At 44.5% G+C, this 14,838-nt stretch carries 13 protein-coding genes; 5 read left to right on the top strand and 8 right to left on the bottom strand.

The features are described 5' to 3' along the window. Positions 1-581: 581 nt before the first annotated feature. On the bottom strand, positions 582-1,511 hold the full coding sequence (gene speB, locus OCV56_RS09240) for an agmatinase (protein ID WP_086713537.1): 930 nt from the start codon (positions 1,509-1,511) through the stop codon (positions 582-584). After that, a complete protein-coding gene (speA, locus tag OCV56_RS09245; RefSeq protein WP_190960463.1) occupies positions 1,511-3,400 on the bottom strand; it encodes an arginine decarboxylase in 1,890 nt (629 codons plus the stop codon). Before speA ends, speB begins: the two co-directional genes overlap by 1 nt. A gap of 442 nt (positions 3,401-3,842) precedes the next feature. Between speA and OCV56_RS09250 the strand changes: the two genes are divergently transcribed. The 5 genes from OCV56_RS09250 (at position 3,843) to OCV56_RS09270 (ending at position 10,213) form a co-directional block, all read left to right on the top strand. Continuing rightward, positions 3,843-4,547 (top strand): class I SAM-dependent DNA methyltransferase, encoded by a 705-nt coding sequence (locus OCV56_RS09250; RefSeq protein ID WP_086713538.1) that lies wholly within the window; start codon positions 3,843-3,845, stop codon positions 4,545-4,547. 234 nt (positions 4,548-4,781) lie between these two features. Beyond that, positions 4,782-6,218, top strand: coding sequence for a coniferyl aldehyde dehydrogenase (locus OCV56_RS09255; RefSeq protein ID WP_086713539.1), 1,437 nt, complete (start codon positions 4,782-4,784; stop codon positions 6,216-6,218). Further along, positions 6,215-6,802, top strand: a complete 588-nt coding sequence (locus tag OCV56_RS09260) for a TetR/AcrR family transcriptional regulator (protein ID WP_086713540.1) — start codon at positions 6,215-6,217, stop codon at positions 6,800-6,802. Before OCV56_RS09255 ends, OCV56_RS09260 begins: the two co-directional genes overlap by 4 nt. 482 nt (positions 6,803-7,284) lie before the next feature. After that, a complete protein-coding gene (locus tag OCV56_RS09265) occupies positions 7,285-8,859 on the top strand; it encodes an ATP-binding cassette domain-containing protein (RefSeq protein WP_086713541.1) in 1,575 nt (524 codons plus the stop codon). Positions 8,860-8,974: 115 nt separating this feature from the next. Then, a complete protein-coding gene (locus OCV56_RS09270; protein WP_086713542.1) occupies positions 8,975-10,213 on the top strand; it encodes a leucine-rich repeat-containing protein kinase family protein in 1,239 nt (412 codons plus the stop codon). Positions 10,214-10,372: 159 nt separating this feature from the next. Here OCV56_RS09270 and OCV56_RS09275 read toward each other — a convergent pair whose 3' ends face one another. The 6 genes from OCV56_RS09275 to thrS all read right to left on the bottom strand — a co-directional run bounded on the left by OCV56_RS09275 (position 10,373) and on the right by thrS (position 14,573). After that, complete coding sequence (locus tag OCV56_RS09275) at positions 10,373-10,822, bottom strand: hypothetical protein (protein WP_086713543.1); 450 nt, start codon at positions 10,820-10,822, stop codon at positions 10,373-10,375. 50 nt (positions 10,823-10,872) lie between these two features. Then, positions 10,873-11,187, bottom strand: coding sequence for a N(4)-acetylcytidine aminohydrolase (yqfB, locus tag OCV56_RS09280; RefSeq protein WP_008224694.1), 315 nt, complete (start codon positions 11,185-11,187; stop codon positions 10,873-10,875). A gap of 208 nt (positions 11,188-11,395) precedes the next feature. Continuing rightward, a complete protein-coding gene (rplT, locus tag OCV56_RS09285; protein WP_004733517.1) occupies positions 11,396-11,749 on the bottom strand; it encodes a 50S ribosomal protein L20 in 354 nt (117 codons plus the stop codon). Positions 11,750-11,791: 42 nt separating this feature from the next. After that, entirely contained in the window at positions 11,792-11,986 is a 195-nt protein-coding gene (gene rpmI, locus OCV56_RS09290) for a 50S ribosomal protein L35 (RefSeq protein ID WP_004738430.1), read from the bottom strand. A 104-nt stretch (positions 11,987-12,090) separates the two neighbouring features. Continuing rightward, complete coding sequence (gene infC / locus OCV56_RS09295) at positions 12,091-12,561, bottom strand: translation initiation factor IF-3 (RefSeq protein WP_455432265.1); 471 nt, start codon at positions 12,559-12,561, stop codon at positions 12,091-12,093. An 83-nt stretch (positions 12,562-12,644) separates the two neighbouring features. Continuing rightward, a complete protein-coding gene (gene thrS, locus OCV56_RS09300) occupies positions 12,645-14,573 on the bottom strand; it encodes a threonine--tRNA ligase (RefSeq protein ID WP_086713545.1) in 1,929 nt (642 codons plus the stop codon). Positions 14,574-14,838 lie beyond the last annotated feature (265 nt).

The following is a 14,838-nucleotide window of genomic DNA, read 5'->3' on the forward strand; positions in this document are numbered from 1 at the left end:
ACCCAGATCTAACTTCATTAATGCCTGTCAATTATGATGTTCAATCGACTCGAAAAAGGAGATTCGTTTCACCTGTTTTTTTATAGTTTACTTACTCTTAAGCCTAGTCTTCCCCATAAAAAATGCCATGTCTGTGCGAAGAGACGTCTTTTCACAAATCTGGGTATTCGCTCTGGTATCTGAAAACAGTAGTTAAAAGTTAGTAGGGTGCTGATTTATATAAAAATAAATGCATATTATAGTTGCACCTCTTAGTTTTATAAATATATACAGCAATAAAGTTAATAAATCATTAGCAAATACAGGGCATTAATCGAGGTGAGATATACATCAGCAGTGAAACAGATGGGAGTCCCATATTTGAGACGGAAATCAGAGGGGATGTGGTGAATATCCACCTGAAATCAATCAGATGATTCATCACAAGGCACAACCATTGGCACGTCACTTCACAGAGAAAAGAATACGACTTGCGTTCAAAATAAATTGTTAAGTCTCGCACCCACTAATAACAAAAAGCCCACCAAGTAAACCTGGTGGGCTTTTAAATTAGATAGCAACGCTATGCTTATAACAACATATTATGATTTAGCTAGGCGGTTCGCAGTCCAAACATAAAGCAGCTCAAGAGCAATCGTAGCACCAGCTAACGCTGTGATATCACTTTGGTCATACGCTGGAGAAACTTCTACAACGTCCATACCAACCATGTTAATACCCTGCAAACCACGGATGATTTTCAGAACTTTATCTGAGTTCAAACCACCACACACTGGCGTGCCAGTACCCGGTGCAAAGGCAGGATCAAGACAGTCGATATCAAACGTCAGATACACTGGCTTATCACCAACAATATCTTTCACTTGAGCAATGATCTCGTCCACACTCATGTCATTCGCTTGCATCGCATTAATGACGTTGAAGCCATGACCTTCTTGTTTGTACTCAGTACGAATACCGATCTGCACCGAATGTTCTGGCGAGATAAGACCTTCGTTTGGTGCATGGTAGAACATGGTGCCGTGGTCGTAACGACTGCCTTGGTTGTAGGTGTCAGTATGTGCGTCGAAGTGAATCAACGCCATCTCACCGTACTTCTTACCATACGCTCTTAGTAAAGGCAGTGTAATGAAGTGATCACCACCTAAACCTAACAGAGTTTTACCACTATTTAGAATCGCATCAGCTGCAGCTTCCAAACGCTGAGTTAGGTCTTCTGCGTCACCGCAATCAAACACAAGATCGCCAGCATCAATCACCGAGGTATGCTCAAATACATTGAAGTCCCACGGGAATTTCTTACCTTCCCACGCCAAGTTTACCGATGCACGACGAATAGCATCAGGGCCCATACGAGCACCCGGACGACCAGATGTCGCCATATCTAGCGGCGCACCCAACACAACCACATCAGCGTCGTTGTCGATTGGGTTTTGCACCAATGGACGACGCATAAACGTCATCGCATTGGAGTACAGCGAGTAATCTGGTTTCGTAAATAGATCGTTCATTAAAAATCCTCAAGATAGGTGTAACCCATCAAGCCTTGCTCTAACTCTTCAAGTACGCTTTGCTGCTCTTGCGCTGGTACTTTCGCCGTTACCAATTCTTTGTAGTTCTGACGAATTAGGTCCATATCAATGTGAACGTAACGCATCATGTCTTCTACTGTGTCGCCTTCGTTGATGTAGTCAATGTTCGCTTCTCCGCTCTCATCAACATTCACCACAACACTGTGCGTATCACCAAATAGGTTATGCATATCGCCCAAGATCTCTTGGTACGCCCCAACTAGGAAGAAGCCCATTAGGTATGGTTCATCTGGGTTCCACGTTGGCACTGGCAATGTTGTTTCAATGCCCTGGCCGTCTACATACTGGTCAATCGTACCGTCAGAGTCACAAGTGATGTCCAACACCACAGCACGACGCTCATCCGCATTATCTAAACCGCTCAATGGCAATACAGGGAACACCTGATCAATACCCCAAGCGTCTGGCAATGACTGGAATAGTGAGAAGTTCACGAAGAACTTGTCCGCTAAACGTTCGCTCAACTCATCCAAAATTGGACGGTGGTAACGGTTCTTTGTGCTCATACGAGTGCTTAGCTCGTAGTTGATACGCAAAGACATCTGCTCAGCCCAAGCACGGTGCTGAAGGTTCAGCATACCGGTCGCAAATTGATTGTGCGCTTCTGCAATATCACTCTGCGTATCGTTGTAGATCTCAATCAACGCACGGTCGTCGTTACCAGCATCAAGTTCTAAGAAGTTCTTCCACATGTTGTTGAGCAACAGTGGTGCGTCTGCTTCTGGCGCAGCCATGTCTTCCGGTGAGTAGCTTTCAGTCCCAATCACGTTGGTGATCAAAACAGCATGGTGCGCTGTCAATGAACGACCAGACTCCGAAATGATCACAGGTTGTGGTTGGTTGTAGAGCTTACAAATGTCCCCTACCGTCATCACGATGTTACGAGCGTACTCAAGCAGGCCGTAGTTCATTGAGTTTGAAGATTGGCTACGTGTGCCGTCGTAATCGACAGCTAAACCACCACCAACATCTAAGAACTTCAGTTGAGCGCCAATATCACGCAGTTCACAGTAGAAGCGAGCCGCTTCACTCACACCATTACGCACATCACGAATGTTCGCCATTTGCGAACCTAGATGGAAGTGTACGAGCTCTAGAACATCCAACTGGTCTTCTGCTTTCAAACGTTCGATAACGGTAAGCACTTGTGATGCAGACAGGCCGAACTTCGACTTCTCACCACCACTTGCTTGCCATTTACCTGCGCCTTGAGAAGCAAGACGGATACGTAAACCCAAACGAGGTTTCACACCCAGAGCTTTCGCTTCAGAAAGAACAAGATCAAGCTCAGACAGTTTCTCTAGAACGATAAAAACCTTGTGCCCTAGCTTTTCGCCAATCAGTGCAAGGCGGATGTATTCTCTGTCTTTGTAACCGTTACACACGATCACAGAGCTCGCTTTTTGAGCCAACGCCAACACCGCTAATAGCTCAGGCTTGCTGCCCGCCTCTAGGCCTAGCTGCTTTTGCTCTAGTTGAGCTTGGCTCGCTAAGATCTCATCAACCACTTCTTTTTGCTGGTTAACTTTAATCGGATAAACAAGTAGGTAACGGTTGTCGTACTGATATTCTTCGATCGCTTGGTTAAATGCGTTGCAGATATTGTGCACACGCTGATGCACGATTTGAGGAAAACGCACAAGAGCAGGTAAACCAATATTTCTTTGCTCTAACTGTTTTACAATCTTACTTAGTGGGACTTGATGATCCGTTTCGCTCGGTGATACATACACTTCACCGTTGTCATCAATGCCATAAAAACCTTGGCTCCAGTGCTTTACGTTATACTCAGCACGGATGCGTTCCAAATTAACCGAATTTTCCAATTCTAGAGACCTCACACTATAGGGCCATCGACAGAAGATACCTCTTTGGAATAGCGAGGTATAACCCAACAAAAAACGTTCGAATACGATTTGTTGGCTGCATTAACCGATATTATTAAGAGCGAGTCCAACCATTGATATTTGTGGTTACGATTACGTTTTTTTATCGACAGATCGACTTAAAGTGACAACTAAGGAATTACAAGGTTTTAGGGCAAAAAACAGACTGAAGTGCATTAAAAATGAAGCACTTTCTAACAAAAATTTAGGTGAATAAAATAGCAATGACGCCTAAAATTCTTAGCTAATTTGGTGATGTTAAGTCAGGGTTGTGACAAATATCGGCACTTCACTATCACAACTCTCGCTATCACCAAGATAGTCAGTATCCTGTTCTTCCATACCTATTGATGAGTGTTAAATCATGTCCGAAATGTACACCACCTACGCAAAGCAATACGACTCTGCTGCTCGCGATAATATTTATAATGCCCTATTAGAATGCCCATCAACCATAGCCTTACTAGACGATGTTAAAGGGCTCGATATTGTCGACCTTGGTTGCGGTTCAGGTATATACGCACAATGGTTTATCGACCAAGGTGCCAACAAAGTCACCTGTACCGACCTATCTCAAGATATGGTTGACCTAGTGAACGGAAAACAAATCCCCAATGTGACCGCATACTCGCAAGATGCTGCTCTAGGTTTACCCAAAGAAGCTGACAACAGCGCTGATGTCATCGTGTGCCCATTGGTACTGCATTACATTGAAGATCTAAAGCCTGTCTTTGATGACGTGTATCGCGTTTTGAAACCGGGCGGCTACATCGTGTTTTCCACTCACCACCCATTTGCGGATTTCGAGTGTACCCTTTCAGGTAACTACTTTGAGCGCGAATTCATTCAAGAAGAGTGGAACACGGTTGGAACACCCGTTCAGGTAAGCTTCTACCGCCGTTCATTAACCGAGCTTTGCCAAGCTGTCAGCCAATCTGGCTTGCTGATTTCACAAATCACTGAAGGCACAATCGACGAGAAAGCCAAAGCCATCTCTGAAGAAACGTACGAGCGCCTATCAAAAAACGTTAACTTCATCTTTATGCGTTGCGAGAAAGTCTCTGCCTAACCCGTAAGCAAATCGCGTGTGCCTTTAACTACACAAAAAGGCACATGATCACTTCTCACAAACCTGTCACTTCTTCCTGAATACCCGCTTTTCCTTTATTGGACCCACTTAGCTAAATTGCCAGTTCATTGCACAAAAAATAAACTTTTTTCGTCCATATCTTGTATTCGACCATAACTTCTTGTAATTTTAACTGACCAACCAATCGGTCAGCCTTCGAATTTAGGGGATACTATGAGCCATAATCTAGACCTTGAACCAAACACGTCGAGCACCAACGACATGGATCAAATATTCAACCGACAACAAGATCACTACCGTAACAACGTTAATCCAACACTTGAGCAGAGACGAAATGATCTCTCAGTCTTGAAAAAACTATTAATGCGCTACCAAGAGCAGTTAATTGAAGCGGTATCAGAAGATTATGGCCATCGAGCAAAGCACGACAGCTTAATTGCTGACATCACCCCTTCCCTACACCAAATCAATTACAGTGATAAAAATCTTAAGAAGTGGTTGAAACCTTCACGTCGTAAAGCCGGCTTGATGCTAACACCAGCCAAGATTACTGTGCATTATCAACCAGTAGGTGTGGTTGGCATCATAGTGCCTTGGAACTTCCCAGTTATGCTCTCTTTGGGTCCTCTCATCACAGCATTGGCGGCAGGTAACACTGCAATGCTCAAGATGTCTGAGTTTACTCCTGCAACAAACCGTGTTTTGAAAGCGATGTTGGCCGAAGGTTTCAGTGAAGAACAAGTGGCGATCATCGAAGGTGAAGCCGACGTTTCTGCTAAGTTCAGCCAGCTGCCGTTTGACCATATCCTATTCACAGGCTCAACCTCTGTTGGTAAGCACGTAATGAAAGCCGCAGCCGCGAACCTAACGCCGGTTACACTTGAACTTGGCGGTAAGTCTCCAACCATCATCGCACCAGATTTCGATGTCGCAGACGCGGTTGAACGTATCCTGTTTGCCAAGAGCTTAAACGCAGGTCAAATCTGTGTAGCACCCGATTACATCTTATTGCCACGAGAAAAGGTCGATGCATTTATCACCGCTTACAAACGCTACTTCAAGAAGCTCTATAAAGCGGGAATTGAGAGTAAAGACTTAACTTCAGTGGTTAACATGCGCCAGTACAATCGATTAAAAGGTGTAGTTGAAGATGCGAAGTCAAAAGGTGCTGTGATACATACCGTTACCGAGCAAGCACAAGACGACGTGAACCATAGAATGACACCGCACCTTCTCACCGAAGTGAATGATGACATGGTGGCAATGCAAGAAGAGTTGTTTGGCCCTGTGCTTCCTATCGTGCCTTATGATTCGATCGACGAAGCGATAAGCTACATCACCACAAGAGAACGTCCACTTGCCCTGTACCTAATGAGTCACGACAAGAAAACCCAAGACCGATTCCTATCGGATACACACTCTGGCGGTGTTTGTATCAATGACTCTTTGGTGCATGTGGCGGCGGAAGATGCACCGTTTGGTGGTATTGGCCCTTCAGGCATGGGACACTACCACGGCATTGAAGGCTTCAAGACCTTTAGCCATGCAAAAACCGTATTGACTCGAGGCAAAATCAACTTCACTAAGTTGATGCACCCTCCATACAACAACCCAATCAAGAAAATGATGTTCAAAGTACTGAATCGATGATTACAAAAAGGCAAAAAATCCTAGATGCTGCGCTCCTACTCTTTTCCCAACAAGGGTTAGAGGGCACATCTACAGGGCAAATAGCGAAGACCGCTGGTGTAGCAAAAGCGACACTGTTTCATCATTTTGAGAACAAATCTCTACTGATTGATGAGCTGTTTCGTGAACTGAAAGTAGAGCTATTTTCTACTCTGGCTCAACACACAGAAATCGCTGAACAAAATCGCTATCAAGCCTTTAAATTCATGTGGATGACCGGAATTGAGTGGGCGTTAGAAAACCCAATCGCCATGAAATTCTTCACCAATGTGCACTTTGACCCAACGACTCAAACTCGTGAAGTCATTGTTTCGCAGATGTTTGCGTCACTCGATGACATCATTTTGAAAGGACAGCAAGCCGAAGAATTGATGGTGCTAGACATTAATCTCGTTAGGCACTTCATCCATAGCCACTTTTTGATCTGTGCGAATTGGCTTGTTGATCAACAAGAGCCGCAGCCAGAACAATCAGAAAAGTACATCAATGACAGTTTTGATATGTGCTGGCGCGCTATTGGTGGTCAAGTGCAGCCGTCCTGTTAGCTAGATTATCAGCGAGCTATAAACTTAATACCTTGCCATTTAGCAATGTCTGGTTTCATCGAATCAACAAAAGCGTCTCATCGGCGCTTTTATTATTTGGGTACATTTTAATCACCTCACCCTGTTGACTTTCTAAGCACCTATTCAGTATCATTTCAAAAGAGAATAACGCCATAATGAAGTACTAACATCCTGACATCCGATTTATTTTTTAAAAATCATTTGGACACTCGGGGTTAGTGGGCGTTACTTCGTCATCTATTTTCGCGACAAATTAAGCTCTAAAAGATCAGCCGATTAACGGCCAATATCTTCCAGAGCACACCTAAAAGAGAGAAAACACCTCAATACCGCTTTCTCTCTTTCACTGGTCACCTATCTAAGTAACGTCTTTGGCGATCTGTTGTTAGCATCCAGCTGGATCTTGCACAGAAAAGCGCCTCGCCCCTTTTACTCGTTTATACGTAAAGGGAGGTATTTTTATGCCTACTATCTTAGCCAATAATCTCTCATTCCAGCTCGATACTGGTGAGTGGCTATTTAAAGGCATCACCTTCAATTTGAACTCGCGACTGACTGGCTTAGTTGGAAGAAACGGAGCCGGAAAATCGTTGCTACTTTCATTACTCACCGGGAAAACGCAGCCGACATCTGGGAGTGTGTCTAGACAAGGCTCGATTGGTTTCTACTCACAATTGCCTTCAGAACTTTTGGATAGCACGATCAGCATTGCTGATTTCTTAGGTATCATGAATAAACTCAATGCCTTGCACGCTATTGAACAAGGCAGCTGCGAGCATCAACATTTTGACATCGTTGGTGACGATTGGGATTTGCAAGAAAACACTCAGAAGCTGTTGGTCAGTCTGAAAATAACCAGCGAGTTGGCCACGCTATGCAACACATTAAGCGGTGGGCAGCTTGCCCTTTTACAGCTTCATCAACTGTTTACTTCAGACCACAACATACTGATTCTCGATGAGCCGTCGAATCATTTAGACAGTGACGGGCGCAACTGGTTAATAGAACAGTGCCAACAATTTGAAGGCAAAATACTGATGGTTAGTCATGACCGAAGCCTGTTGAGGCACATGGAAGGGATCTACCACCTCAATAGTTTAGGGTTGCGTTTCTATAAAGGAAACTACGATGACTACTTCAAACAAATGTCGAATCAGGCCGATGCACTAGATAAACAGATTGCTCATCACCAATCAGAAAAGAGACGACTTGAACGCCAAGCTCAGGCCAATAAAGAAAAAGCGCAACAGCGAGAGGCGCAAGGAAACCGACTGCGAAAATCAGGCAGTCAGCCCAAGATCTTACTGGATGCAATGAAAGACAAAGCCGGACGAACACAAGCAGCATCAGTCACTAGCCAAAATAACTTAAAGGAGCAAAATCAAGATAAGCTTCAATCTCTTAAAGAACAAAAAGAGCAACTGAAACCGCAGGCCTTGTATCTACAAGAGAGTAATAGCAAGAAAAAGAACACGCTATTAACTGTTGAAGATTGCCGACTTGAATATGGGCCTGGTAATCCTATCCACTTTTCTCTGTCACAAGGTGAACGCTGTTATCTAAGCGGCGCAAACGGCTGTGGTAAATCGACACTGTTGAAAGCGATTCACAACGAGCACTCGCATTACACTGGTACTATCAAACGCTTAGGATCTACGGTATACCTTGATCAACACTTTGGTTTGTTGGATACCCATAACACCATGTTCGATAGCCTCATGACACATAGTGAAGGGCTCACAGAGAGTGATGCTCGGACATTGTTGGCAGGCATCGGCTTTAGGCGTGATTCCGTGTACCGCAAAGTCGCTCACCTAAGTGGTGGAGAGAAAATGAAACTAGCGATGTTGATTGTCAGCCATAAGCAAGACTCCCCATTACTGCTGCTTGATGAGCCAGACAATCATTTAGACATCGACTCAAAGCAGATATTGGCGTCAGCTTTGCGTGAATACCAAGGGGCTTTTATCTTAGTCAGTCATGACTTGGATTTTGTTGAGGAGGTCGGCGTTAGCCAAAATCGTATTCAGCTTTAAGCTTGATATCAACGACTGGTGAACTTGGATAGGCGAGTATTGTTGCGGATACTCGCCTTTCTCGATTGAGACAAGTACACTACGCGCCTCGAACATCTATTCATAAGGCTAAGGTTTGCATACTCTAGAACAATTAAAATCAGGGCAACTTAAAGGTATTAAGCGCTTAAAACTATCAGAAGGTCTCACTGAGTTTCCATTAGAAGTATTGGATCTCGCCGATTCACTAGAGATTCTGGATCTTTCGGGGAATCAGCTATCAGACTTACCTGCAGAGTTATCACAGCTTACTCACCTGCGTATTATCTTTGCGTCGAATAACCTGTTCACGCACCTTCCTGATGTTCTTGGGTCACTTCCTAAGCTTGAAATGATCGGTTTTAAGACCAACCAAATCAAAACCGCAAGCGAAGCGTCTCTACCACCTCAATTGCGCTGGTTGATCCTGACCGACAACGCCATCGAAGTTCTACCGAACTCACTGGGTGAAAGACCACGTCTGCAAAAGCTGGCACTCGCAGGCAACCAGCTTCGCGCTTTACCTGAAAGTATGGAAAACCTATCCAACCTCGAACTGGTTCGCTTGTCTGCAAACCAACTAACTGAATTCCCAGAGTTCCTTATCAAGCTGCCAAAGCTGGCTTGGTTAGCGTTTGCGGGTAACCCGTTTTGCAAACACCCTAGCAGCTTAGATAGTGTGCCTGCAGTTAGCTCTCAAAGCTATTCACTGAATCAAGTTCTTGGCCAAGGCGCGTCTGGCGTGATATCTCATGCAAGCTGGCAAAACAACGACTTTGATTTCCCACAAGAAGTGGCGGTTAAAGTGTTTAAAGGCGAAGTCACCAGCGATGGCTACCCACATGATGAACTGGAAGCGTGCCTGCAAGCTGGTCACCATAGCAATTTGGTAAAATCTATCGCCCAAGTAGAAGAACAAGATTACCTAGCTTTGGTGATGGAACTCATTCCAAGCAGCTACTACAACCTAGGGCTACCACCAACACTCGAGACTTGCACGCGTGATACTTTCCCTGAAGGTTTCGAACTTCCAATCTCGCAAATCGACAACATCGTGACTCAGATGATCGATGTATTTGATCACCTGCATGACAACAAGGTTTGTCACGGTGATTTGTACGCGCACAACACTTTAGTCAACGAGCAAGGTCAGATGATCTTTGGTGACTTTGGCGCTGCAACTATCTATGGCTACCTAACTGAAGAACAGCAACAAGGCATTCGTCGTATCGAAGCTCGCGCATTAAAGTACTTTATTGATGACCTGCTAACGGTTTGTGCCAAGCAAGATGTTGGAAGTGAACTGCACTCACGCCTAACAAACTTTGAAGCGTAAACGCCGTAGATAAACAGAACTTAAAGAATGCTAACGCTTAGTTAGCTTCGCCAGAAACAACAAAGCCAACATCACTGTTGGCTTTTTGCTTTTTGCTTTTTGCTTTTTGCTTTTTGCTTTTTGGAAAGTCGCTCGCTTAATCAAGCTCGATGAAAAGAGTTAACGCTCAGCTTGCACCAACTTCAGGTACGAATGCAGCTCGCCGTTCTTATATTCCACCGCAGAGTGGATATTTAAGTCAGCCCTAGCCACGACCGCAAATTCATATCGGTTATCGCCTTTAGTAATCTCAGCGTGCAGTAAGCCGTCTTTTAACTGCCACCGCCCTACCGTCTTAAAGCGGTCAAACAAACGGTACTCAGTTAGAGTGCCATCCGCTTTAAAATGTACTTCAGTAATGTAGCCAGCCGGACAGCTTTTTACCCAAACACGACTTTCAATATCACGGATAACAAAGTCGCGCTTAGTTTCGCGCCAAGCTAAAAACGCTTCGCTGTCGTAAAGTTCAATGTCGAGATTGGCACGAGAAATTAACGGCTGATCCGTTTGCTCGCGACAATAAAGTTGAAGCAAGGTTTGCTGCGCAGTGTCGCTCGATAACTCAGTCATTAATCCTTCCTATCCATCCAAGAACTGCACTAAAGGTTCGTTGTTAACGATTAAACTAGCTCGTAAGAAACAACGTAAAGCTGAGAGATACCTGGGTAGATATCTTGAATCACATCTTTCAACACTTGCAGCGTCATGTTCTCTTGCTGTGCATGGAACTCACCCAGTTCATCGAACAGAATTGGTTCTACGCTGATGATCTTAAGATTACAGAATACACGCCCTTCTTCTAACGTTGATACTTCAACAACGCTACCCGGTTGGTAATCACGCTCTGATTCATCGCGAATGGTGATGGTCTTTTTGCCAGAAAGGATGTCAGCTTCAAAACGTTCGAAGAACGTCATAGTGGTTGGTGCGGTCATTTATTCAGTCGCTTAACATTAAAGGTTAGGTAGATGTTTATATACCAGAATGCCTGTTCAAGCGAATAAAAATCAGATGCGGAAGTTTATCTCGTCATTCCCAAGACTGACGGAGGAAGGAGTTGGGAGTCTCTAGAGGAGAAATTACAGGCAATAAAAAAGGAGAACCGAAGTTCTCCTTTTCTTAAACCTTAAAGCTAACTCTAAATTATAGAGATGCTTTCGCTTTTTCAACTAGAACAGCGAATGCTGCTTTGTCGAATACTGCGATGTCAGCAAGAATCTTACGATCGATCTCGATAGATGCTTTCTTAAGACCGTTGATGAAACGGCTGTAAGATAGACCATTTTGACGAGATGCCGCGTTGATACGTGCAATCCAAAGTTGACGGAATTGACGTTTCTTGTTACGACGGTCACGGTAAGCGTATTGACCAGCTTTGGTAACTGCTTGGAAAGCTACGCGGTAAACACGTGAACGTGCTCCGTAGTAACCTTTAGCTTGTTTTAGAACTTTCTTATGACGTGCACGAGCTTGTACACCACGTTTTACGCGAGGCATTATGCTTCTCCTAAACTAAACGAATTTATAAACTAAAAAGAATTAAGCGTATGGCATCATACGTAGAACTTGAGCAACTTCACATTTAGGAAGGATCGAGTTCGGACGTAGCTGACGCTTGTTCTTAGTAGTACGCTTAGTCAGGATGTGACGTTTACCAGCGTGCTTAAACTTAATACCACCAGCAGTTTTCTGGAAACGCTTAGCAGCACCTTTGTTGGTTTTCATCTTAGGCATGATGAATAACTCCGCATTGTTGAGTTGTTAATAACATAGTAATTAGGGCGAATAAAACCCTGCAACCTGAGGCTGCAGGGTTCAATTACTTGCAAAGCCGTTAATTACTTCTTTTTAGGGGCCAACACCATGATCATCTGGCGACCTTCAATTCTCGTTGGGAAAGATTCGACTACTGCAAATTCTTCAGTATCCGCTTTCAAACGATTAAGAACGTCAACACCGATTTCTTGGTGAGCCATTTCGCGGCCACGGAAGCGAATTGTTACCTTCACTTTGTTGCCGTCTTCTAGGAAACCAGTCAGGTTGCGTAGTTTTACCTGATAGTCTCCAATATCAGTTCCAGGTCGGAATTTGATTTCCTTGATCTGAACCTGCTTTTGCTTCTTCTTCTGCTCTTTCGCAGCTTTGCTCTTCTCGAAGAGGAACTTACCGTAGTCCATCACACGACAAACTGGCGGCTCGGCGTTAGGGCTGATCTCTACAAGATCCATACCAGCTTCATTTGCAGCTTCCATCGCTTCTGCGATTGTTACTACACCAACAGCTTCGCCGTCTGCGCCAGTTAGACGCACTTCACGAACGCCACGAATGTCACCGTTTAAACGGTGCTGGTTTTGTTTGGCCGGTTGTTGGCCACGTCTTCCGCCTTTAATAGCTATTCCTCCAGATTGAGCTTACGGCTTGAAACCTCGGCTTGGATGTATGAAATAAAGTCATCCACTTTAAATTTGCCAAGGTCCTTACCTTTACGTGTACGTACTGCAATTTCGCCGGCTTCCATTTCTTGGTCACCACACACAAGCATGAACGGTACACGTTTCAAAGTATGTTCGCGGATTTTAAAGCCAATCTTCTCATTTCTCAAGTCTGCTTTGACTCTAAATCCACTTTTTTGCAGTTTTTTCGTAATTTCTTGTACATATTCAGACTGTTTGTCTGTAATGCCCATTACAACTGCTTGTTCTGGCGCCAACCACGTTGGGAAGAAGCCAGCGTATTCTTCAATAAGAATACCGATGAAGCGTTCTAGTGAACCTAAAATCGCGCGGTGGATCATAACTGGCGTGTGACGCTCGTTATCTTCACCTACGTAAGTAGCACCTAAACGTTCTGGTAATGCAAAATCGAGCTGCACTGTACCACATTGCCAAGCACGGTCCAAACAATCATGCAAAGTAAATTCAATCTTAGGTCCGTAGAACGCACCCTCGCCTTCTTGAATCTCGTATGCAATCTCCATTGACTCTAGTGCAAGCTTAAGGTCAGCCTCTGCACGGTCCCACATTTCGTCTGAGCCTACACGTTGCTCTGGACGAGTAGACAGCTTAACAACGATGTTTTCGAAACCGAAAGTTGTGTAAGTGTCGTAAACCATTTCAATACAAGCTTTAACTTCTTGTTGAACTTGGTCTTCAGTACAGAATACGTGAGCGTCATCTTGAGTAAAGCCACGAACACGCATGATACCGTGAAGTGCGCCAGACGGCTCGTTACGGTGACATGAGCCGAACTCAGCCATACGTAACGGTAGATCACGGTAAGATTTCAAACCTTGGTTGAAGATTTGAACGTGACCAGGACAGTTCATTGGCTTGATAGCGTATTCACGGTTCTCTGAAGAAGTAGTGAACATCGCTTCAGCGTACTTATCCCAGTGACCAGAGCGCTCCCAAAGAACACGGTCCATCATTAATGGGCCTTTAACTTCTTGGTAATCGTACTCAGTCAGTTTTTCACGTACAAACACTTCTAGTTCACGGAAAATAGTCCAACCGTTGTGGTGCCAGAACACCATGCCTGGTGCTTCTTGCTGCATGTGGAAAAGGTCAAGCGCTTTACCGATTTTACGGTGGTCACGTTTAGCCGCTTCTTCTAGGCGCACAAGGTGAGCTTTAAGCGCCTTCTTGTCGTGGAATGCAGTGCCGTAGATACGTTGAAGCATCTTGTTGTCACTGTTACCACGCCAGTAAGCACCTGCTACGTTAAGTAGAGTGAAGTGCTGGCAGAAGCTCATGTTAGGCACGTGTGGACCACGACACATATCGATGTATTCTTCGTGATGGTACAGACCTGGGCGATCGTCTTTAGAAACGTTCTCGTCCAAGATTTCAATCTTGTAAGTCTCGCCGCGAGCTTCAAATGCGTCGCGCGCTTCCTGCCAGCTAACTTTCTTCTTAACAACTTGGTACTTGGTCTTCGCTAGCTCTTTCATGCGCTTTTCGATCTTTTCTAGATCTTCTTGCGTTAGAGAGTGCTCAAGGTCGATATCGTAGTAGAAGCCGTTATCGATAGTAGGACCGATCGCCATTTTCGCTTCTGGAAAAAGCTGCTTAACCGCGTGGCCTAAAAGGTGAGCACAAGAGTGACGAACGATCTCAAGGCCATCAACTTCATCTTTAGCTGTGATGATTTCTAGGCTTGCATCGTTTTCGATAAGATCACAAGCATCAACACGCTCGCCGTCTACACGACCAGCAATGGTTGCTTTCGCAAGACCAGGACCGATTGATAGGGCAACATCTAGAGTTGATACAGGGTTGTCAAATTGACGCTGACTACCGTCAGGAAGAGTAATAATTGGCATTATTTGTCCTTTACAGTGGTGTTGCACACCAAGCAACACATGAAAATGTTTAATATATGTTTGTCAGTCAACGAGTATGTTGACCGGAGATATATGCATAATAAAGATACCCACATAGAAGCAAATACAGATGCCCTATTTGTAGGTATCCGAGCATTGTAACGAAATAATATAAAATGACAATCACAGAGGGTCTCTCCCGCTCCCCTACTAACTTCAATTGGTAAGTATTTTCACGCTAACCAATGACTTCCCTCCTACAAAC

The organism is Vibrio gigantis (assembly GCF_024347515.1).
Lineage (GTDB): Bacteria > Pseudomonadota > Gammaproteobacteria > Enterobacterales > Vibrionaceae > Vibrio > Vibrio gigantis.